The following is a 23,305-nucleotide window of genomic DNA, read 5'->3' as shown; positions in this document are numbered from 1 at the left end:
CTACTTAATAAATATAAGTAACTTGGGGTTTTATTTTAGTCTAAAATATTTAATGTTATAGTTCAATTATATCCTTAACTTCATATCCTACATCTTCAATGGCATTTTTAATTTGTTCATCTGTAACTTCTGAGGTTGAATCGAATTCTGCCATTTTTTCTTCTAAGTTTACTTCTATATTTGAAAGCCCTTTGATTTCTGAAAGAGCATCTTTTGCATGTTTAACGCAATGCCCACAACTCATTCCTTCTATTAAAACTCTTTTTTTCATAGTAATTCCTCCCTTATATCTTTTACAGAATCTTTTTCTACTATATCACTTTTTAAAACAACACTTACATTTTCTAGTTTCTCTCCATTTATTAAATCTATAAGCATTTTTACTGCCATTCTTCCTATTTCATATTTAGGTTGATTTACGGTTGTAATTCTAGGACATGTAACTTCTGTAATATCAATATTATCAAAACCTGTAATCGACACATCTTCTGGAACATTAATTTTATGTTTTCTTAAGGCTTTTAAAGCTCCTATAGCAATCAAATCATTAGCACATACTATAGCTGTAAAATTCTTATTTTCTTTTAAAAGTGATTCTACACCTATTTCTCCACCTTCTATGCTATATGGCCCATATTTTATTAAGCTTGAATCTTCTTCTATATTAGCACATTTTAGACCCTTTTTATATCCTCTTAGTCTATCCCTTGCTGTTATATAATCTAAAGGACCTGATATGTAGGCTATGTTTTTATGACCTTTTTCAGTAACATACTTTACCATATTATATATAGCTTCTTCATTTTCCGTATATATATAAGGTACATCCTTATTCTTAACATATTTATCAAAAACCACAAAAGGAATTCCCCTTTTATCTAAAGTATCAATACTTTCATAGTTTTTTCTCTCTACACTTAAAGCATATATAATGCCATCTACTTGCCTTTCTATAAGTAACTTTAAGTATTTTTTTTCTCTTTCTTTGTCATAATCTGTATTACATAGTATTATATTGTATCCTAGGGTAGTTGCCATATCTTCTATCCCCCTTTCTATTTCTGGAAAGAAGGGATTTGTTATGCTTGGAAGTATCAACCCTATTACTTTAGTTTTTTTAGTTACCAAACCTCTTGCAATTGCATTAGGATGATAACCCTTTTCCTCTATTATCTTAAGAATTCTATTTCTTGTCTCTATGCTTACCCCTTTACTTTTGTTATTTAACACCCTTGATACTGTAGCAATTGAAACCTTTGCTTCCTTTGCTATTTCTGTTATGGTTACTTTCATTTACATCCCCACTTTAATCTAAAGTTCCCCTATTAATTATACTTCTTTATTAATTCTTTTATTAAGGCTACAAATTTTTCTCTATCCACATCCACAGCTACATATGCATTAGGTTCTTTTCCTGTTACTTTGTATATATCTACAACTGTTTTTCCTCTTGTAAGCTCTCCCCTTGTTTCTATATCTACATGATATTCTTCAGTTTTTACTATACTTTCATCTAAAACATATGCAAGAGCACAAGGGTCATGCATTACTATACCTCCAAAACCTAAAGATTCATAAAAACATTTAACGAAATCCATAATTTCTGCTGCATATTTACCAACTTTATTATAGCTTTCTATTTCTCTTATTTCATTTTCAAACACTTTTGCCTTATGTGTTGCATCTAAACCTACCATAACTAGTGGTATTCCTGATTCAAATACTATTCTTGCAGCCTCTGGATCCACATATATATTAAATTCAGCAGCTGGACTATCATTTCCACCAAATATAGCTCCACCCATTATAACTAATCTTTTTATCTTATCTTTAACTTCTGGATATGTCATTAAAAGATTTGCTATATTTGTTAAAGGTCCTATGGATACAAGTTCTAGTTCTCCATTACATTTCATAGCCTCTTCATATATAGTATCTACTGCATTCTTCTCGTAAAAGTCTGCCTTAGCTTTTGGGAAAACCGTATTTCCTACTCCACTATCTCCATGAACAAAGTCTGCTAAAAATACTTCTCTTGTAAGTGGTCTTACAGCTCCCTTTGCTACCTTTACATCTTTTCCTAGAAAATCTACTATGTTTATTGCGTTATTAGAAGTTTTTTCTATGGTTTGGTTTCCAGAAACTACTGTTATAGCTCGTACATCTATATCCTCTGACGCTAATGCCATAAATAATGCTATAGCATCGTCTGTTCCTGGATCACAGTCTATAATTATCGGTCTTTTATTCATATGTATATTCTCCCTTTGTCTTTATAGTTTTTTAAAAAAGACGGCTTATCATAGGAAAGCCGTCTTTACTTTAAAAGTTTATTATCTTAAATTTTTAACTGAATCATATATCATTTGGATAAATCTTTCTCTATCAATATCAAAAGCAACATCTACATTTTTCTCTTTTTTAAGTATATCATTATAATCTACAACTGTCGCTCCAAGAGTAAATTCTCCATTTGTTTCTATAGCTACATGACATTTTTTAGTTTTTATTATACTTGGATCTATTATGCAAGCTACTGCACATGGGTCATGTAATGGTGCTCCTTTAAAGCCAAATCTCTCATCTTTATGGAATATAGCGAAGAAATCTAAAAGTTCTGCAACTAGCTTTCCTGTAGCATTGCTTAATCCTCTAAATTTTTCTATATCCTCATCATAAACTTGGGCTTTATGAGTTACATCAAGGCCACACATTGTAATTGGTACACCTGATTTAAATACTACATCTGCAGCTTCTGGATCTACTAGAATATTAAACTCTGCTGCCGGTGTCCAGTTACCTCCAAACGCAGCTCCTCCCATTAGAGAAATTCTCTCTATCTTATCTTTTAACTCAGGATAAGTTGAAAGAAAAATAGCTATGTTAGTTAGAGGTCCTGTTGGAATTAAAGTTATTTTTTCATCACTATTTTTTAATACATCAGCTATAACTTCTATAGCATTTCTTGAACTTTCTTTGAAGCTAGGTTGTGGAAGTTGTGGACCATCTAATCCACTTTCACCATGTACCTCTGGTGCTATAATTAAGTCCCTCATCATAGGTTTCTTAGCACCTTGTGCAACTTCTATATTATCTAACCCTAGAAAACTTAATACTCTAAGGGCATTGTTTAAAGTTTTGTCTGGAGTTTGGTTACCTGCTGAAGTTGTTACTGCTTTTACATCTATCCTCTCATTACCTAATGCAAGCATTAAAGCAATGGCATCATCATGACCCGGATCACAATCTATTATTACAGGAATCTTCTTCATTAGTTTTCCCTCCTGATTTTCTTTCCTTTTGATGTCTTTCTAGTTGAATACACAACAAGTCCTATAATTGTTGCTAAATATGGTATCATCTGAACAAATTCTGATGGTATTTTTAAAGATTGTAATGAGTTTGAAAGTGCATCTGCACAACCAAACAATAAGGATGTTAAAAATGTTCCAAGTGGAGTTCCCGCTCCCATGGCTTCAGCTGCTAAAGCTATAAATCCTCTTCCTGCAGTCATGTTTTTTGAGAACCATGATACATATCCCATAGACATGTATGCTCCACCGAATCCCGCTAAAACACCACTTAATGCAAGTGCTATGTATTTTGTTTTTACAACATTTACACCTACTGAAGCTGCCGCATCTGGATTTTCACCAACAGATCTTATTCTAAGTCCTAATGGTGTTTTGTATAAGACATAAGCAACAACCCCTACTGCTATTAATGATACATAAGTTAGTACATTGTGACCTGATAGTATTGGTCCTAAAACTGGTATTTTATTTATTAAAGGTATTGTAAGTTTTGGAAGTACTCCACTTTTTAATGATGTTGATATACCTTTATCTTTTGCAATTAAGTATAGGAAGAATATTGTTCCTCCACTTGCCATTAAGTTAAGGGCAATACCTGCAAGAATAATATCTGTCTTTAAGTTCAGTGAGAAATAAGCAAGGAATATACCTATTAATCCACCTATTACTACTGCTGCTAAAAGACCTATCCATACATTTCCTGTTAATGCACTAAATACAACACCTGTTAATGCTGAAATAAGCATTATACCCTCTAGAGCTATGTTTATAACTCCTGCTTTATCTGATATTAAAGCACCTAATGCTGCAAATAATATGGGGGTTGTAACTCTTAAGATAGCATATCCAAAGCCAACAGAAAAAATTATATTAAAAAACTCTTTCATCTTAGTGTTCCCCCTTTTCCTTTATTGTAGTTGCTGTATTTCCAGCTACACTACTTTTAGCATTTTTGTATATCCTTTTATGTTTCCAATAAGCTAGGAATCTTTCTGCTGCTATAAGCATAATCATAATTCCTTGTATAATTGCTATAACTTCTGATTGAACATCTGTCATTCTATTCATTAAGTCAGCACCAACTCTTAGGTAAGCTAAGAATACAGCACCAATCGGTACAAGTAATGGATTGTTTCTAGCAAGGATTGCTACTATTACACCGTCCCAGCCGTATCCTGGTAATGATTGCCACTGGAATCTTGAATACATTCCAAGAACTTCTGTAGCACCACCCATACCTGCAATAGCACCACCAATTACTTGTGATAATAAAATAACTTTAAATGTATTTACTCCTGAATATCTAGCAAATCTTTCATTTTCACCAGTCATTCTTATTTCATATCCCCATTTAGTTCTATAAATGAAGAAGTAACATACGATAACCATTAATATAACTATAAATAATCCTGTATGAAGTCTTGTTTTAGGTATTAAATTACTTGTAAGCTGGGCTGTTCTATTAAATTTAACAGAAGCCATTGACCCTGCATTTGGATCTCTTAAAACATTATTGATTATGTATATACCTATATAGAATAAAACATAGTTTAACATTAACGAAGATACAAGCTCTGTGGCTTTGTATTTAGCCTTTAGTATAGCCGGTATCAATCCTGCTACAGCACCAAGAATTGCTCCAAATAATATGGCAACTATTGGATGAGCCACTATCGGTAATTTAAACTGTATAGCTATAATAGATGCTCCTATACCACCTATAAAGAAGGCACCCTCTGCACCAAGGTTAAATTGTTTTGCTTGATACATAATACTTACAGCAAGCCCTGTAAATATCAATGGTATGGCCATCTCAAGTACGTTACTAAAATGCCTTACACTTTTTAACGGCCCTAGTAAAAACTTATTAATAGCTACTACTGGTTGTTTACTTACAGCAAATATTAAGATAAATGCTAATAATAGTGATAATCCTATAGCTACTAAGGTTCTAACTATTTCATATTTAACATTTTTATTTTGCATAAATAGCCCTCCTAATCTCTTCTGGAGATTGCTTCTTTACACCTAACATATAGAATCCTAATTCTTCTTCTGTTACCTTAGATGCATCTTCAAAGTATGCAGTAATTTCTCCACCATACATTACGATTAAGCTATCACTTAATTCTAGTACTTCGTTTAAGTCTGCAGAAACCAGCATAACACCAGTTCCATTATCCCTTAACTCAACTAATTTTCTTCTTATAAATTCAGCTGCCCCAACGTCTACACCTCTTGTTGGTTGGTTCGCTATTATGAACTTAGGATTAGATGAAAACTCTCTAGCAACAACAACCTTTTGTATGTTACCTCCTGATAGTCTTCCTACTCCTTGCTTTGGTGAATTACACTTAACTTTGTAATCTTTAACTAGCTTTTCTGCTAATTCTTTAATTTTATGTATCTTTAAAAGTAAACCTCCATTTAATTCCTTAGAATCATATTTATCTGAAATTAAATTTTGTTCTATGCTAACATTTCCTGCAACTCCATAAGTCATTCTGTCTTCAGGAATATGTGATGTTCCAAGTTCACGTATTTTCTTAATACTTAAATCACTTATTTCAGTACCTGTAATACTTATTTTTCCCTCATCATATTTTCTCATTCCGGTAATGCTCTCAACTAACTCTCTTTGTCCATTACCTTCCACTCCTGCTACTCCAAGAATCTCTCCACTACGTACACTAAAAGAAGCCTTATTTAAAACCTTCTTGTTCGTCTCATCATAATAAGATACACCATCTACATTTAAAACCACATCTTTAGGTTTAGCTTTTTCCTTATCAATCTTCAAAACTACGTCTCTTCCAACCATTAATCTTGAAATATCTTGTTCTGAAATCTGAGTTACATCATGAACACCCATGTATTTACCATTTCTCATAATTGTAATTCTGTCACATATCTGCTTTATCTCTTTTAACTTGTGAGATATAAATATCATTGTATGTCCTTGTTTCTTTAAATTAATTAGTTCTTCAAATAATTCCTGTGTTTCTTGAGGAGTTAGAACAGCTGTAGGTTCATCTAATATTAATATCTTAGCCCCTCTTAAAAGTGCTTTTAAAATTTCAACTTTTTGTTTTATTCCAACTGGCAAATCTTCTACCTTAGCTCTTGGATCTACTTTTAAATTGTATTTTTTAGAAAGTTCTTCTGTCATCCTAATAGCTTTATCTAAATCAATTGACACACCTTTTTTAGGCTCTACACCTAAAACCATATTTTCTGCTACTGTTAAAGATGGTACTAGCATAAAATGTTGGTGAACCATTCCTATTCCATATTTAATAGCTATATTTGGAGAAGTAATATTAATCTTTTCTCCCCTTAAGAAAATTTCTCCCTCTTCAGCCTGCTCAATACCAAATAAAATTTTCATTAGAGTGGACTTACCTGCTCCATTCTCCCCCATAAGGGCATGGATTTCTCCTTCTCTAATTGAAAAATTAATTCCGTTATTGGCAACTATTCCATTGGGATAAACTTTGGTTATATTCTTCATTTCCAATAATTCTTTTCCCATGTGCTCTCACTCCACCCTATCTGAATAATTGTTATAGAAAAGGGTACATTTATAGGTCATCAATAAATGTACCCTCTAATTTAAATAATTTTAAATTATTTAACAGAGTTTCTTAATTTGTTTAAATCATCTGTTTTCATACCATAAGCAGTATCAACTTTGATTTCACCTTTAACAATCTTATCTTCGATTGTCTTCATTTCTTTTCTAAGATCTTCTGATATTAATTTATTGTAAAATTCATTTTCAACTACTTCCATAGCTTTTTCTTTTAATCCTAAAACTTCTTTCTTACCATACTCTAATTTATTATCTTTCATTAATTCTAAAGCTCTTAATAAAGAATTATCTACCCTTTTTAATAAAGATGTTGGAATTAACTCAGCTTTTGCTGCATCCTTATCTTTAAATAACATTGCTTGGTCTGAATCCACACCTATAGCATATTTTTTAGAATCTTTAGCAGCATCTAACTGTCCTAACCCTGCTTGACCTGCAACATTAAATCCAATATCAACACCTTGGTTGTATTGAGCTAAAGCCATTTCTTTACCCTTTGCAGAGTTTTCAAAGTCACCTATATAAGAAATAGCAACTTTTACGTCTTTATCTATATATTTTGCACCTTGAATATATCCTACTAAGAAATCATTGATAATTGGTGTATCCATTCCACCTAAGAAACCAATTTTCTTTTCTGGATTTGCAAATGGCATTTTAGAAGTAGTCACTTTAGATGCTAAAGCACCAGCTATAAATGAACCTTCATTTTGCTTATATTCTATAGAATAAACATTTGATAAATCACCTTTGCTATAATCTACTGATGTATCGAATATTATATACTTTTTATCCTTGTATTGTGGAGCAACTTCTTCTAAGTTCTCTTTCATTTCCCAAGTACCAACTACTATTACATCGTAATCTTGATCTGAAACGTCTTGTAGTGTTGGTTTCCACTTAGTTTTGTCATAACCCATTTCAATTGTCTTAACTTCATAACCTAACTTTTCTTTAATTAGGTTCATTCCATTATTAGCTGAATCAAAGAAAGATTTATCTCCTAGGTTACCATTAAGTAAACAAACTACTTTAAGCTTTTCTTTATTAGCAGTACCACCATCTTTGCCTGCTTCTTGTTTCTTATCGCCACTGCCAGCACAACCTGTTAAAAATAAAGAAAAGGCCATAATTGCAGCAAGAGCGAAGGTTAATAGTTTTTTCATTTTATTATACCCCCTGAGTATGAGTTTTCTTTTTTCATAATCTAACATTAAGATTTGGTTATCAATAACTTAATATTAAATAATGAGTAAACGTTTAACTATTAATATTATATACAAACTGATTTATATTTTCAAAGTTTTTTTATAAACCATATCAAAATTTAAAGAATTATAGCGAATATCTCTTCTAAATTAATATAATCGCCTTTTTGTATTTTGAAATATACTATACTTTTACTTTATTTTTTCTAAAAAAACGATCATTTATATATTTATATTTTATCCAAGAAATAAAAACATATCTATATGATATTATTCCACTTATTTCCCTATTCCTTTAAATTACTAGCTCAAGAGCTCATTTTGAGAATTTTTTATCAATTAAATCTCTCTTATCCGGTATAAAAATTGTCCCAGGTGTAAATAATATATAATAAATTTTTATGTATATGTGTTACACTATTTTTTTTTAGAGTATACTAATTTTTTTATTAAATAGTGCATATACTATATTAATTACATTTTAAGGAAAGGGATTAGTTTATGAAATTTAAATATAAAAGTTCTACTGTAAAAAAGATTCTTCTTACCCTTCTAACTATACTAGTATTCTTATTTACTACATATAATACTTCAAAACTATATACATATACTACAAAGGAACTTAAAGTTTCTAAATAATGTATTGAAAATCTCCTATTTATTTTTTATTATATAGTAGATAGTTATAAATATAGATAGGGTGATTATATTGCGAAAAGTAGGAAAAGTATTGAATATAGAGAATGATAAGGTCTATATAGTTACTAAGGAAAATGAGTTTTGTGTATTAAAAAAAAATCACATAACCCCTGTAAAAGGAGAACCTTATGGTGGGGAAATCTATAAAAAACCTTCTCCATTAAAAAAATTAGCTTTAATACTTGGTATATTTTTATTTTTAGTTTTTTTAGTTGAAGGCTTTTTATATTTTAGAACTCAGACTACTTTAATTGTAGATATGGGTTCCTCTTTTAAGGTAAATATAAATAATTTAGGTGTTATTATTAAAGTTGAAGGTAATAATTCCATTGGAAGAAATGTTATTAAAAACAATAACTTAAAATTCAAAAACTTAGATGAAGGTCTTACCAAGTTGCTAACTGATAGTATAAAATTAAATTATATTGGTACTTCTTCTTCAAAAACTAACCAAATTACAATATTCGTAATTGAAGGACCAAAAAAGTTCCAACCTAGATATGATAATTTCAAAAATGCAGCTAAAAATAAAGATATTAAGATAACTATAAATAATGATGGTAAAGGTACAATTGAATAACTATATTAAAAGTTAAGACTTATATAGCACATACTTAATTTAAAGATTAAATTTATGTATGTGCTATATTTTTATTCTATATTTATTAATTAAAATATTTCTTACTTTAGTATTTTTACCTTTAAGTTCCTAAATATAATACATCTACATACGTATATAAGTGTATTTAAGTCTACCATGTTCATTTCAACATATATTTTTTACTTATTCACATATATATTGTGAATAAGTTGTTATTTATCTGTTTTTTTGTGGATAATGTGGGCTTATCCACAGGGTTTTTTGTATCCCATTTATTTTATTACTTTTTATGTAAATAATATTCTTTATTTACCTTGTAATTCCTTTTAATTCCTTAAAATTTTGTATTCATTTCTTTTATATCTATAATATATTAACATTATCCACAGATTTGTGGATAATATGTGGACAACTTATATTGTATGATATTATCAAATAACATATACTTAATTTTCATGTTAAAGATTATAACAATATAAATAAATTTAATGATTTAAAAAATATAACCTCTTATTACTATATATTACCTGTTTTTTGTGATATAATTAATTAGACCTGCAAATTTCGTAACATTCATTAAACGCCTTTCGTAATATTATAGTACATACACTTATTTTTAAGGAGGGCAATAGAATGGAACATAAAGTTATTCATGTAAACTTTAAGAAAAAAAGTCTAAAGAAGAGGGTAAAAAATAAATTCTCTAAATTTTTTAGTTTACTACGCAAGTCATTTTATCCTTTCAAAAAATACACATCACGTAAAAACCACAATTTAAATCACAAAAGAACTAATAAAAAAAGCATTTGAATATAAAAAACACCTTCACCAATATAAGTTCTTCCTTATACTTCATGAAGGTGTTTTAATTTATTGATTATACACTATACTTTTATTACTTTTTTATGTTCTAAATATTACTGATTCTTTACTAAACATATATCTTGCAAACAATAGTGATCCGACTATATATACTAAGGTCCAGACTAGTACTATTACTATATGTGTGAAATTAAATACTCCCAATGTAAGCTCTTTTAATATAGCTGTTATATTTAAAACTGGAATATTTAAAAATAACATAGATACATTTTTAGCATCAATTGCATATGTTGCGAACCCTGCCATTCCAACAAAACTTAATGGGGTTAAATAAGTTTGAGCTTCCTTAAATGATCTTGCATATATACTTATAGCTAGTGACAGTGCTCCAAATACCATAGTTAAAGCTATAGTTAGGATTCCCATTATAATTAGAGCTAAAGGTGATATACTTATACCTCCACCTCCACCAAACATTTCTGGTGAAGTCTGCATTGAAATCATTAATCCACCCATAAATGCTAGACTTGTAATGCCCCCCATAACAGTTATTGCTAAAAATTTTCCCCATAAAAGTGACATTCTACTTGCTTGTGTAGTTAATAATGGTTCTAATGTTCCTCTTTCTTTTTCCCCAGCACCTAAATCTGTTGCTGATGCTATAGGTCCTGTAGCAGCAAACATAACAAGCATCATAGGTATCATAATAGAAAGCATTAACTTTCCAAGTCCATCACTTTCTTTTTCTGTAGTTTTCTTAACTAAATTTATAGGTGTTAGTATACTGTTATCTATATTTCTTTTCGAAAGTCTGTTTCCTACTATAGTTTTTGAATATTGCTCTATATACTCATTTATCATACTCATTGCAGTATTTGATTTTGTGCTACTATTATCATAAGTTATATTTATATTAGCTTTTTTCTCTTCTAATATATTCTTATCTATATTTTCTGGAATATCTATATATAATAATAATTTTCCATCCTTAACTTCTTCTTCTGCTTTATTAGTGTTAACTATAACTATATTTTTTTGAGATTTTAAAAACTTACCGAACTCACTATTACCCTTATCTACTAAAGCAACTTTCATGCCTTTTTCAACTTCTTCTACTTGACTTTTCATTCCCTTACCCATTACCCCAAATAAAACTGGATAAATAAGAAGTGGTAATAAAATACCTATTATAATAGTCTTCTTATCTCTAAACATGTCTTTTAATTCTTTTTTAAATACGATTCCTGTAATATTCATTATTTCTCACCTACCAATTGCATAAATATTTCTTCCATATCTTCATTATTGTATTTATCTTTTAAATATTGGATAGTTCCGGATTCCACAACTTGTCCCTTGTGAATTATCACTACCCTATCACATAACTTTTCTACTTCTTGCATACTATGACTTGAAAATACTATGGCCTTATTGTCTTCTTTACATTTTAATATAAAGTTTTGTACTATCTTGCTTGAAGTAACATCAAGTCCTGTAGTTGGTTCATCAAAAAGCATAACTGTTGGTCTGTGAACTATAGAACGCGCTATGGCAACTTTTTGTTTCATACCTCTTGAAAATTTACCAACTCTTCTATCTATATATTCACCCATATCAAGCACTTCTGTTAAATCCTTTATACTACTATCTATATCTTCTTTTGTCATGCCATTTAATTCTCCAAAATACTGAATGTTCTCCTTTGCTGTTAACCTATCATATAGACCTATTTCTCCACCGAAAAGTATTCCTATTTTCCCCCTAACTTTTGAAGGTTCTTTTATAATACTGTGAGAGTTTATAATAGCATCTCCACTTGTAGGTTTAAGCATGGTTGCAAGCATTCTCAAAGTTGTGGTCTTTCCAGCTCCATTCTCCCCAAGCAGTCCTACGATTTCTCCTTTTTTTACTTCAAAACTAACACCTTTTACAGCTTCTACATTTTTAAACGTCTTTTTTAAATCCTTAACATCTATCATTTATATCACTCCCTTTTAAACATCTTTATTTATATAAACGTAATTTCCTATAGTAAAGGACATATAAAAAATAGCTACGGAAAATACGGAAACTATACTGTTAAGCCAGAAATTATCTACATATAATCTATACTTATTTATAATATAATTAAATAGATAATAAACTTTAAAACTTTTAATAAACATTGGCGATAGCATAATAATAACAGGTATTATAGTATTAAAAATTACTAATTTCTCTCTACCTAAATATAAATTTATAGGAAGATAAATACTTAAAAATATCAGTGGCACTACTATGGTGCTTATGAAATGATCAAAACTATATAAATTACCTCCTCTTTCTCCTATACCTAATATATTAAAAACATAATATAACAAAAAAGATGCTACAGAATAAAGGAATACTAATATTAATGAAGTTAGATACTTGCTCTTCACTATACTCTTCCTATGTATAGGTATGCTACATAGAATATTTTCAAATTCATTTTTAAGTTCATTAGCATTTAAATAAGCATATGTAAGTAAGACAAAAGAACTATTATACAATCCATAATATAAAGAAGTTGCTGATTTTGAATATTTCAAACCTAAAACTAAAAGTACATATAATAAAACAAAAGATGAATTAATATTTGTAAAATGATTAAAATTAATCTTAATTAAATGTTTTGTACTTATATCCATAATCCCTCCTCCTATTTTAGTTTATATATCTTCTTTTATATAAATTTAAAGCTATTAGATAAGATAAACCATATAAAATAAGTGTTGCTACTATAATTATTAAAATTACAATATGTTTTCTATTGCCGAATGTATTTATAGTACTAACTACAAACTTACCTACTTTACCAAGATTATAAGAACTCGAACTTAGTCCCCCTATAACCCCCCCCATAAACATATATGATAAAAAACCAAGAAAAAAGTTTTTTCCATAAATATGAACAGGTAATATAAGAGATGAAAACATTAAATTTAATATAGTAATTGCTAAAGAAAGTTCTAAGCTGTTAATCAGAACTTTATTTTTAGTAAAAGTTACAATAACAGACAATGATATGAAAGAAATAAAATATGCAATTATCAAGTTTATAAGTCCTAGTATATACTTAGTTATAACTACTTCACTATCTTTAACAGGTATAACCTTGTATAAAAGGCTATTATTATTGTTATTTTTATAGCTATACATATAAGAATTTTCAAATAGAAGTAAAAAACAATATATAGTGAAATACATAAGCGGAAATTTATAATTCATAGTGTTTATATTGAAAAACATTATAAAAAGTGCCATACCATATATCCATAAAAAATGCTTTTTTATAATCTTAATATCACTAAACAAGAGTTTATAAATCATATACTTATCTCCCTTTATGTCTTTTATATCCTATCATTATATCCTCTAAAGATGCTTTCTCTAAAATTACTTTATCACCTAAAAATTCTCTTACAATTTGGGAATTCTTAGTTAAACCTTCAAATCCAAAAGAATTTTCTTTATATCCAATTAAAATTTCCTTTATATGTTCATCTATAAGCTGCTTTGCACCCCTTATAATATAGTAAGTATCATCTATTTCTTCCTTTGATTTTGAAAATATTATCTTACCACTATCTATAAAAGTTATATAATCTGCAATCTTATCTAAATCGCTAGTTATATGTGTAGAGAAAAATATTCCTTTATTCTCATCCTCCATAATATAATGTAATATGTCTAACATCTCTCTTCTAAATACAGGATCTAATCCTGCTGTTGGCTCGTCCATAATAATTAAATCTGCATTATGAGATAATGCCATGGCAAGAGAAAATTTAGTTTTCATTCCCTTAGACAGCTTCCTTATCTTTTTTTCAGGATCTAAATCAAAATCCTTAGTGTATCTAATAAAAGCTTCATCATCCCACTTTGAATAAAAAGGTGCTATGAGATCTTTCATCTTTTGAATAGTAAAATCTTCAAAGTAAAAATTCTCATCATATACAAAACCTATTCTATTCTTTATCTCTATTTCATTTTCCAAGTTATCCATTCCAAATAATTTTATACTTCCACTATCCTTTTTTATAATATTCATCATTAATTTTATAGTGGTACTCTTACCTGCTCCATTGGCTCCAATAAAACCCATTACATAACCCTTATCCAATGAAAAGCTTATATTATCTAAAGAAAAGTTCTTATAACTTTTACATAAATTGTTTATATCTATAATTCTGTTATCGTTCAAATTAATCCCACCTAAAACTTTATTCATAAAGTAATTTCAAAATATTACATAGGTCACTTAAATCAAGTCCTATTAATTTACCTTCTTTAATAACCTCTGATAGCTTACTTTCTATAGACTTTATTCTTTGTTCCTTAATAAGCTCTTTATTTTGAGTGGCTACATAACTGCCCTTTCCCGCTACTGTCTCTATAAACCCAGACTTTTCTAATTCCTCATAAGCTCTTTTTGTAGTTATAACACTTATATTAAGCTCTTTTGCTAAGTTTCTAATAGAAGGAAGTGCATCACTTTCTTTTAAAGTCCCATTTAATATATGTATTTTAAACTGATTGCATATCTGTTCATATATAGGACTATCAGAAGAATTGGAAATTACAATATTCATATTCACACTCCTAATTCCACTTTATTTATTATAGTATATACTGTTTATATTGTATATACACAGTATATACCCACTTGATTTTATAGTCAATAGTATTGTTTATATATTCCTTTTCATAGTTTTCAAATGAATTTTGAAATCAATTGAACTATTTAAATATGTCAAATTATGATATAATTTAAATAATATTTTTAGAAATTATATTTTCCTTATCAGGAAAACACATATAAAATACACATTTGGAGGTTTAGTAAATGAGAGTTGGTTTAGGATATGATGTTCATAAACTCGTTGAAGGCAGAGACCTAATTATAGGAGGAGTAACCATTCCATATGAAAAAGGGTTGCTTGGACATTCAGATGCCGATGTACTTTTACATGCCATTTCAGATGCCATATTAGGTTCTGCTGCTCTTGGAGATATAGGAACACATTTTCCAGATACAGATCCAAGGTTCAAAGGAATCTCTAGCATGGTTCTTTTAAAAGAAGTCGGAAATCTAATCTTTGAAAAAGGTTATAAAATAGGCAATATAGATGCTACTATTATTGCACAAAAACCTAAAATGAGTCCTTATATTATGAATATGAGAGAAAACATAGCAAATGCTTTAAATATATCCGTAGATTTTGTAAATGTTAAAGCAACTACAGAGGAAGGTCTAGGTTTCACGGGAAATGGTGATGGGATATCTTCTCAATGTATCTGCCTTTTAATATAAGATATATTGTAGTTTAATAACTTAATATTTTTGTAAATTAATTGTAACTACTTATATAGACGTATGTTATATAATTAAACCATAGATATAGAATATTAAACCCTATCCCTACTAAATTTAATTATAATAAAGCATAGTCATATTGTATGTCCCTACAGATTATGTTTTATTATAATTTTTTCATTTTTATAGATTATTCGGAGGTTTTATAATGAAAGTTTCTAAGAAAAAATTAAGAGTAAAAAGGACTCTTATTCTTCTTATTATATCTATATCTATTCTATTAACACTTCAGTGGGCTTTTAGTAGGCTTTTCTCTACCATCCTTAAAGATATAAGAATCTTTAAGCAAGATAATGATTCTACCACATTTATAAGTGAAAAAGAACAACTTATTTTAAATCAATATAATACAATGTTAAAAGAGAATAAAGATGGTATAGAAATAATAAAATTCATAAATAAAAATATTGATATTTTCTCTAAAAACAATGCTGGCAAGCTTTTAACTTCTTATGAAGAATATCAAACTTCAAAATTAGATTCTATAAATAAATATTTAAAGAGTGAAAATAATATAAATATATTATCATCTGAAGTTGGAAAAGATCCTACTGAAAATAAAATTAAATCCTTAAGTAATCCAAACTTGAAAGATTACTTAAAACCCCTTTACGAAAGTGGTTATAGAATTATATATAGCAATTCTACATATGCATGTGTAGTCAATTATAAGTTTTATGAATCTTATAATGATAAAATAAACTCAGATATTAGAGATTATTTTACTCTTATGAATAACGATCAAAATATAAGTAATACTCTACAAAATTCTGATAAAATTAATTGGAATGATATTAGTAATTTATTGCTTAAAATAGATAATCAATTAAATAAAAATAGAAATTCTGATAAGGATAAGAAAGTAAAAGAAATGTACTCTGAATACATACGTCTCTATACTTTAGGAAGTAGTAGATTTCCTACATTTGATAAGAACAATATCCTTCTAAAGGAAGTACAATCTAGTTATGAATCTGTTATTGAAAATAATAAAGACTCAAGGCTTTCAGATACTTTAAAAGGACTTATAGATATCTTATCAGAAAACAACTATGCCCTAAATAATCAAGTAGAAGATTATGTATTAAGTGCTATAAGAGATATATTACAACAATAACAAGTATATAGAATTAATATTCTAAAATACACCATTTTAAATTTAAGTGACTGCAATAAATATTAAAATTAAAATTTACAAGAAAATATTTTAATTTCTAAAATTCCATGGGTTCAATAAATAAAGTAGCATTTAATTTAAATGCTACTTTATTTACATCAAAATATATTTATATTATGATTTTTATTTTACTCTTTATTTTGTCTCCTTTATAATCCTCTAACCCGTACATTATTAGTTCACGTTTGTTGGAAACTTCTACTATCTTTTTTATTCTATCCACCTTACCTACATCTTCTTCATTTAAAGCTTTTCCACTTTCTATATTCATCAAAATCCTATCTAAGGTTTTATAACTAGTCCCAAAAACAAATTCATCTGTTATACCTGGTATAAGATCAGGAGAAGGTGCTTTTTTTATAATTTTTTCAGGAACATTTAAATCCCTCGCCAAATCATAAATCTTGGTTTTATATAGATGTATTAATGGTTCAATATCACTTGCTCCATCTCCCCACTTCACATAAAAACCTGTTAAGTATTCTGTCTTATTTGTAGTACCTACCACTGCATAGTTAATTTTTTCTGCCTCCAAATATAAATAACACATTCTAACCCTGTGCTTAACCCTATAGCTTGCTATATTTTTTAAAAACTCTCGATTTCCTGTTCCGCTTAAATCTTCTAGAAATGCATCTTTTTTGGGTAAGGTTCTCCACTTCCGCATAATATACTTTTTCTTTATAAAATTCGGAATCATAAACATAGGTAATTTAGTAGGATACACTCCAATTGATTTTAAAGTTTTTGTTATAGGAATAGTTTTATAAGAAATTCCTAAGGAATCGCAAACTAAAATTGAATCTTTCATGGTTTCCCTAGAAGAATCTCTCTCTGGAAGCAATATCCCATGTACCTTTTCTTTTCCTAAAGCTTTTACACATAAAGCAGCAGTTACAGCGGAATCAAGCCCTCCGCTTATCCCTACTACAGCTCCATCGTATCTATATTTTTTTAAAATATCTTTTATAAAATCTTCAATCTCATTTATGCCAGTCATGTAATCTCCTTAACTCTAAGTACTCATCCTTTATATTATATGCTTTAGGATTTACATAGGACATAATTTTTAATATTAAAGTTTTCCTTTAGAATGTAAAGTTTTAGATACAAATATAGTTCCAAATACAGATGCTAGGGTTATTACATAAGACGGATCGCCAGGGAAAAATGCAAGTAATCCTAATCTATATATTATGGTCATAACCACAGCTATACTTATAGCTATAATACCAATTTTAGGATCATAAAAACTTAATTGAACAAATACCGCACCAAAAATTGCAGGCACTAAATATTTTAGAGCTGCTGTAGCCGCTGGTGGTAGTAATCCAATAACCTTTGCTCCTACAAAAACACCTATAGTAAGCATAGTTGTATTAACAACTACAGAAGATGCAATTCCTAAAGTTGAAATTATAGATGCTTTTTTAGTTCCTGGTTTAACCCCAGCAGATTCCAAAGCATTAATTGCACAGGGTAATCTTAAATTAGATATGTTTCCAGTTAAAAATGCCATATAAGTACCTGTAAGCCCCAGCACTGGAAAGAATGCTATAGGGTCCACAAAATAGTATGCAAAACTAGCACTTAGTTGTGCTACTGTTGCCTGAGTTAAAGGGCCTAAAGAAGGTTTTATTTTAAATACAAAGAGTAATAATAACGCCGGTAAGAAAGATAGAATAGCTCCCCCAATATTTGTTCTCTGCCCCCACTTTATCACAAAGGGAACATATTCCGTATCATATACTTCTTCTCCTAAAACTTCACTTTTACTAAATTTTGAATCTGAATATTGACCTATATTATTTGACATTAGACTATCCCCCTATACTAGAATTGCAGTTATAATCATGCTTAAAAACATGGCAATTGAAAGTCCCCATTCTTTTAACCAGCCCAACTTTTTCTTTTTATTTACAATCATAATTATTCCCATGATTGCTCCTCCCAAAAAGCAAGCTAAAGAATAATCATTAAATTTTATTATTTCTTCTGTAACAAGACTATCTGCAACCAAAAAAGAAAATGCTCCTAATGAAGCTGCAGATGATATAACTTCCAAAGTCTTTTTATTACCTCCAGCAATAACTCCTCTAAATTTATCTATCTTATGAGTAAATATTCCAGTAAAAAGTGGCCAAGCTACAGCTCCCAACGCCATTACCCATACCGCATTAGCAAAAATAATTTCTGATGTAGCTGCTGCACCCATAGCTTTTTGAGTAAAGCTTTCTGCAAATTGTGCCGCCATTAATTCATGAGAAACAGATCCTATAAGTGATAAACGCATCCAAGCCATTGGTGCACCTACCTTAGTTAGAAGTGAAACCATCCCAACTAATATAGCAAAAGATGGTCCTAAGGAGGCTATCATACTTGATTTCATAGCACTCTTCATTTGATGATCCGTAAGACCAATTTCTCTTCCCACTTTAAGAGACTTCCTTACAAATATAGCTGATTGAAAGATAATTAAAAGAATTGATATTCCGGTTGCAATCCACATAAGAGGATGCGTAGCAATACTAAGGTTCTCCATAACTTTTCCCCCTAAATATTTAAAATTAAAATATGTTATTGGCCTAAAATATTTATCCCCCTCCCATATAAAAATTTTTTATTAAAACTTTTGATATTATTCATCTTTATGCACACTTATTCAATTGTATGAATATTGATACCACTTCATACCATATAACCCTTATCCATATATTTTATGATTTCTTTTACATATGATAAACATTATAATAATTTATATATTAAGTTATACTTAGTCATACACTGATATAAAAATAAAACCCCATACAAATTGAAAAGCCCCCTGTCTACTTTACAGGGAGCTTTTCAAAATATATTACTTTTCTCTCTTCTTAAAGAAATTATAGTAAAGAGTAAGTCTGATATAAAATAAATAAATACTAAGGGACTTAAAAGTGTCCAAAGATAGGATATCCTTAGATATAATCCCCTTACAAGAGGATGTATTATGTATAGCATTAATAAACTTAAAAATATCCAATACACAGAAAACCTTAAAGATATATACCCATGCAATTGCATTGGCATATCTGAATAATCCCACCATTTCCTATTAAAAAGCTTTTCTAATAAAAACCCACTTATGTACTCCACAAATGAAGGCACTAAAAAGCATAATAAAATTATTAAAAACCAGTTTTTAGTTTTACTTAGAAGTACCAATAAAATAACAGGAGCACTTCCATACATAGGTTTGAAAGGCCCCTTTAAAAAAATCTCTTTTTTAAAAACTCCTTTTGTAAAAAAAGAATATAAATTCTCAATTATCCATCCACAAAATGAGTAAAACATAAAGTAAAAAAATAATTCGTTAAGTCCAAAACTCTCTATTATAAACTTATATAAAGAACTCGTTAAAATAAAGATGCCCATTATATTCCCTACCTTTTACTAACTTTATTTATAAGTATTATGGGTGGAAATCTAAAGTTTTATACAAGTTAATCACATGTTCTATTATATAACTTATTACTTTATTAAATCATATGTTTTCTTACAACAAATTTATCAATTCATCTCTTATATTTTTATATAACTTCGTATCTAATGAATGGTTCATTTTCACTTCATTTCTTTCTAAGATTTGCATTTTTGATTTTTCTCCTAGAACTTTTAGTAAATAGTTGTTTATTATATCCTCTTTTTTATAGCCCTTTTCTTCTACAAGTTTAAATATCATATAATCCTGAATTCCAAATTTTAAGTTCTCAAATCTTGTAGATGTTATTGGTTTTAAATCACTACCTGGATATACAAAGTACATGTCTCCAGCTTTCCATGTTGGGAACTTATAGCTTGGTTCATTGTACGGATTCTCAGGCCATACTGTGTAATTCCATCTTAAAAATCCATCTAGGTTAAAATAATATGCAAGCCAAGGCATAATTCTATTTTCAATTAAAGGTGATGATAAAAATGTATTTGGTTTTGAAGGAAAGCAACAAACATAAAAAGTACATATTCCTCCAGAAGTTTTAATCTTATTTATGGAGCTTTCATTTTTAATCACAAGTCCTAAACTTAATGAAGAATCCTTTATATATCCATTATAATTATTTAAAAATTTATCATCATGATAAGCAACCTTATATTGTACATTCTCTCCACAGCAAGCTTTATCAATTAATTCTACTGATTTCTTAAATGCCTCTAAACTATTAGGTTCATCACAAATTATGCGAACTTTATCCCATACGCCTTTATCCTTTAAATACTTAAATAATGCCTTTATATAATATTCTAAGTCTAACTTATTATTTATAAACTTGAAGCTTTTATCTAACTTATCATAATAATTTAATCTTATAGGACTATAACTTTCATCAACTGGGTTTCCAAATTCAAAAGCTCCCCAATTACATAATAATCCGAATACATCTATCTCCCTATCTATTCCATGTTTAAAACAAATATTAATATAAGTGTCTATTATGGAAAAATCATAAGAAAACTCTCCATTTTCTTCTTTAAAAATTATCACCATATTATATTCAAAAAGATTTGATGGGTTCTCTATTACCTTATAGCAACCCTGTCCTGCCCATGCATAGTCTGATGCTATAAGTGTAACCACTCTTTGACCAAATTCTGATAAATATTTTATATAGTTTTCAATAATTTCAAAGTGCTCCTTAGACCATAATCTAGTCTTATACATCCTAGCTATATTACTTGGATGTTGCCAGAGATCTAAAAAAAATTCCCCTTCTTTTATAGGTTTTAAAACACTATCTAAAACCTCTACCTTATTCGCTATTTCTGTTAATAAAATCTCATCTCCGTATCCTTTTTGTTCATATAATCTTATAATTATATGAAATTCTTTTAGACTACAATTTTGTGAAACCTTACCTTGCACCCAAAGAGCTTGTGATAATCCTTGTTCCACTAGCATACCACTATCTCTTAAAATAGGATCGGCAACATATGAATCATCATCATCTTTTACATATCCCTCAAAATTTATTTTAAAGTTCTTTTTTAATTCATTTGGAACTTCCATTTCTATTCTTATTCTAGTATTAAGTCCTCTAAAACTTAATTCTCCATTATTTGATAAGTTATAATAAATTTCTTCATTATGTCTAAGTAGTAATTGAAATGCAAATTCTTCCCCTTTTAATACTATTAAATCTATAAATTTCTCTATCCACTCTTCTGAATTTATTCTTTCATACTTCTTATGTTTATATGATGAATCTTTTAATGTATAGCTTAACATTCACACACTCCCTTTATTAACTAGCAAATGGTTAAATTTAAATAGAAAAGTTCTTATTTAAGTTTTTACTGATAATTTAAATTGTATGGCCACACAAAAGGTATTGGAAAGTTTACCTTTATAAACTTTTCTATAGTGGGTACATCCTTGTAATTTAACTTTTCTGCCATAGGTCCTGCAAACACTAGATTAGTTATAGCTTCTTTATCTTCTATCTTTAAAATTTCTTCCTTATATTTAAAAATACATTGATTGCTTTCTTCATAAAATTCCATATTATCTACTATGGACTTTTCCTCATATTGATAAAATAAAGGTCTTAAGTTTTCCATAAAATTTTTAAAATTAATTATCTTTACCGTTCCACCCATATTTCCAAATGTGATTTTATCATAATCATAAAGATATGCTTCTCTATCTCTTAAATGTACGTTATACGTTATTCTGCTCAAATATAGGTCATTGGCTATATTCCTAAATGCTTTACTTAACATATGAGAATTTCCAGCTGCTTCTACTACCTCACCATATTTATCTGCTTCTTCACTCATGATTCTAACTACTATATATCCCAAAACCTTAATTCCCTGTTCAAAATGAAATCCACCTTCCTTACCTAATATGGTATATTTTCTATATGAGAAATTACCCCAAGGTATAGTGGCAGAGTGAAGTAAGGTTTTAAACTCTTCTAATGATCTACAATACCTAGTTGACTTACTATTATACATATCCACCATATGAAGTAGATGCCAATTTTCATATGGTACTAATTGAAAATCCATCTCCTCTTTTTTAGGATGTAAACTATAGTTATAAAAGTTTTTAACTACTTTGCATCCTCTTCTTCTGTAAAGACTTCTTTCTCCAGATATTAATGTAAAGTCTACTTTCTCATTAAACATTTTTTCTTCTACTTTATCTAATATTCTAGATGAATATCCAAATTTTCTATAATCCTCTAAAGTACATACCCCTCCGATAGATGCTCCATTAACTCTAGTCCCTTGGATTAGTATATCTTCATGCATGTAGTTTACTGTAGATATACATGTATCTTCATCTAACATAACAATCATATTATCTGTATTATTTTCATTTATAAGTAAAGGAAATTCCTGTTGCATAGTAGGTTTATGTCCCCTGCTTATTCTAAAAACATGATTTATAAGTTCTAAAACCTTGCTAAACTCATCTTTTTTAGCACTTCTTGGCCCTTCCATTTGAAATC

At 28.9% G+C, this 23,305-nt stretch carries 24 protein-coding genes; 4 read left to right on the top strand and 20 right to left on the bottom strand.

Annotated elements, in window-relative coordinates; all coding sequences use genetic code 11:
- Positions 1-55: 55 nt before the first annotated feature.
- The 8 genes from FGL08_RS01265 to FGL08_RS01230 form a co-directional block, all read right to left on the bottom strand.
- Entirely contained in the window at positions 56-271 is a 216-nt protein-coding gene (locus FGL08_RS01265) for a heavy-metal-associated domain-containing protein (RefSeq protein WP_138209083.1), read from the bottom strand.
- The gene (locus tag FGL08_RS01260) at positions 268-1,293 is read right to left on the bottom strand and encodes a LacI family DNA-binding transcriptional regulator (protein WP_138209082.1); all 1,026 of its coding nucleotides are present in this window, start codon (positions 1,291-1,293) and stop codon (positions 268-270) included. The genes FGL08_RS01265 and FGL08_RS01260 overlap by 4 nt, the downstream gene beginning before the upstream one ends.
- Positions 1,294-1,325: 32 nt before the next feature.
- Positions 1,326-2,252 (bottom strand): nucleoside hydrolase, encoded by a 927-nt coding sequence (locus tag FGL08_RS01255; protein WP_138209081.1) that lies wholly within the window; start codon positions 2,250-2,252, stop codon positions 1,326-1,328.
- Positions 2,253-2,333: 81 nt separating this feature from the next.
- Positions 2,334-3,272 carry a pyrimidine-specific ribonucleoside hydrolase RihA gene (rihA, locus tag FGL08_RS01250; RefSeq protein WP_138209080.1) on the bottom strand — a complete coding sequence of 313 codons (939 nt, stop codon included), beginning with the start codon at positions 3,270-3,272 and terminating at the stop codon, positions 2,334-2,336.
- Positions 3,272-4,201 carry an ABC transporter permease gene (locus FGL08_RS01245; protein ID WP_138209079.1) on the bottom strand — a complete coding sequence of 310 codons (930 nt, stop codon included), beginning with the start codon at positions 4,199-4,201 and terminating at the stop codon, positions 3,272-3,274. Before FGL08_RS01245 ends, rihA begins: the two co-directional genes overlap by 1 nt.
- A 1-nt stretch (position 4,202) precedes the next feature.
- A complete protein-coding gene (locus FGL08_RS01240) occupies positions 4,203-5,300 on the bottom strand; it encodes an ABC transporter permease (RefSeq protein WP_138209078.1) in 1,098 nt (365 codons plus the stop codon).
- A complete protein-coding gene (locus FGL08_RS01235) occupies positions 5,290-6,846 on the bottom strand; it encodes an ABC transporter ATP-binding protein (RefSeq protein ID WP_138209077.1) in 1,557 nt (518 codons plus the stop codon). The genes FGL08_RS01240 and FGL08_RS01235 overlap by 11 nt, the downstream gene beginning before the upstream one ends.
- A 95-nt stretch (positions 6,847-6,941) precedes the next feature.
- On the bottom strand, positions 6,942-8,072 hold the full coding sequence (locus FGL08_RS01230; protein ID WP_138209076.1) for a BMP family ABC transporter substrate-binding protein: 1,131 nt from the start codon (positions 8,070-8,072) through the stop codon (positions 6,942-6,944).
- A 543-nt stretch (positions 8,073-8,615) separates the two neighbouring features.
- On the opposite strand from FGL08_RS01230, the gene FGL08_RS13280 reads away from it, so the two are divergent.
- Together FGL08_RS13280 and FGL08_RS01225 are read left to right on the top strand one after the other, a co-directional pair.
- Entirely contained in the window at positions 8,616-8,753 is a 138-nt protein-coding gene (locus FGL08_RS13280; RefSeq protein ID WP_171011941.1) for a hypothetical protein, read from the top strand.
- Between the two features lie 70 nt (positions 8,754-8,823).
- Positions 8,824-9,393: an anti-sigma-I factor RsgI family protein gene (locus tag FGL08_RS01225; protein WP_138209075.1), complete on the top strand. Its 570-nt coding sequence runs from the start codon at positions 8,824-8,826 to the stop codon at positions 9,391-9,393.
- 924 nt (positions 9,394-10,317) lie between these two features.
- On the opposite strand, the gene FGL08_RS01220 is transcribed toward FGL08_RS01225, so the two are convergent.
- From FGL08_RS01220 to FGL08_RS01195, 6 genes are read right to left on the bottom strand one after another with little or no spacing between them, the layout of a single operon-like run.
- Entirely contained in the window at positions 10,318-11,493 is a 1,176-nt protein-coding gene (locus FGL08_RS01220) for an ABC transporter permease (RefSeq protein WP_243117919.1), read from the bottom strand.
- Positions 11,493-12,215: an ABC transporter ATP-binding protein gene (locus FGL08_RS01215; protein WP_138209073.1), complete on the bottom strand. Its 723-nt coding sequence runs from the start codon at positions 12,213-12,215 to the stop codon at positions 11,493-11,495. Before FGL08_RS01215 ends, FGL08_RS01220 begins: the two co-directional genes overlap by 1 nt.
- 15 nt (positions 12,216-12,230) lie before the next feature.
- Entirely contained in the window at positions 12,231-12,905 is a 675-nt protein-coding gene (locus FGL08_RS01210) for an ABC-2 transporter permease (RefSeq protein WP_138209072.1), read from the bottom strand.
- A gap of 16 nt (positions 12,906-12,921) precedes the next feature.
- The gene (locus FGL08_RS01205; protein WP_138209071.1) at positions 12,922-13,587 is read right to left on the bottom strand and encodes an ABC-2 transporter permease; all 666 of its coding nucleotides are present in this window, start codon (positions 13,585-13,587) and stop codon (positions 12,922-12,924) included.
- Between the two features lie 4 nt (positions 13,588-13,591).
- The gene (locus FGL08_RS01200) at positions 13,592-14,461 is read right to left on the bottom strand and encodes an ABC transporter ATP-binding protein (protein ID WP_243117918.1); all 870 of its coding nucleotides are present in this window, start codon (positions 14,459-14,461) and stop codon (positions 13,592-13,594) included.
- A 19-nt stretch (positions 14,462-14,480) separates the two neighbouring features.
- Entirely contained in the window at positions 14,481-14,849 is a 369-nt protein-coding gene (locus tag FGL08_RS01195; RefSeq protein ID WP_138209069.1) for a GntR family transcriptional regulator, read from the bottom strand.
- 254 nt (positions 14,850-15,103) lie between these two features.
- Between FGL08_RS01195 and ispF the strand changes: the two genes are divergently transcribed.
- On the top strand, positions 15,104-15,571 hold the full coding sequence (ispF, locus tag FGL08_RS01190) for a 2-C-methyl-D-erythritol 2,4-cyclodiphosphate synthase (RefSeq protein ID WP_138209068.1): 468 nt from the start codon (positions 15,104-15,106) through the stop codon (positions 15,569-15,571).
- 211 nt (positions 15,572-15,782) lie between these two features.
- A complete protein-coding gene (locus FGL08_RS01185; RefSeq protein ID WP_138209067.1) occupies positions 15,783-16,751 on the top strand; it encodes a hypothetical protein in 969 nt (322 codons plus the stop codon).
- Positions 16,752-16,920: 169 nt separating this feature from the next.
- On the opposite strand, the gene nadE is transcribed toward FGL08_RS01185, so the two are convergent.
- From nadE to FGL08_RS01155, 6 genes are all read right to left on the bottom strand, one after another.
- Positions 16,921-17,811, bottom strand: coding sequence for an NAD(+) synthase (nadE, locus tag FGL08_RS01180; RefSeq protein ID WP_138209066.1), 891 nt, complete (start codon positions 17,809-17,811; stop codon positions 16,921-16,923).
- Positions 17,812-17,886: 75 nt separating this feature from the next.
- Positions 17,887-18,627, bottom strand: coding sequence for a hypothetical protein (locus FGL08_RS01175; RefSeq protein WP_138209065.1), 741 nt, complete (start codon positions 18,625-18,627; stop codon positions 17,887-17,889).
- 12 nt (positions 18,628-18,639) lie between these two features.
- On the bottom strand, positions 18,640-19,353 hold the full coding sequence (locus tag FGL08_RS01170; protein WP_138209064.1) for a DUF5058 family protein: 714 nt from the start codon (positions 19,351-19,353) through the stop codon (positions 18,640-18,642).
- Between the two features lie 305 nt (positions 19,354-19,658).
- Positions 19,659-20,144: a putative ABC transporter permease gene (locus FGL08_RS13740; RefSeq protein ID WP_415578685.1), complete on the bottom strand. Its 486-nt coding sequence runs from the start codon at positions 20,142-20,144 to the stop codon at positions 19,659-19,661.
- Between the two features lie 202 nt (positions 20,145-20,346).
- Positions 20,347-22,074: a DUF4091 domain-containing protein gene (locus FGL08_RS01160; protein WP_138209062.1), complete on the bottom strand. Its 1,728-nt coding sequence runs from the start codon at positions 22,072-22,074 to the stop codon at positions 20,347-20,349.
- Between the two features lie 65 nt (positions 22,075-22,139).
- Positions 22,140-23,297 (bottom strand): GNAT family N-acetyltransferase, encoded by a 1,158-nt coding sequence (locus FGL08_RS01155; protein ID WP_138209061.1) that lies wholly within the window; start codon positions 23,295-23,297, stop codon positions 22,140-22,142.
- Positions 23,298-23,305: the final 8 nt, after the last annotated feature.

Origin of the sequence: Hathewaya histolytica (assembly GCF_901482605.1) — a bacterium.
Lineage (GTDB): Bacteria > Bacillota > Clostridia > Clostridiales > Clostridiaceae > Hathewaya > Hathewaya histolytica.
This window is presented reverse-complemented; position numbering and strand designations above follow the sequence as displayed.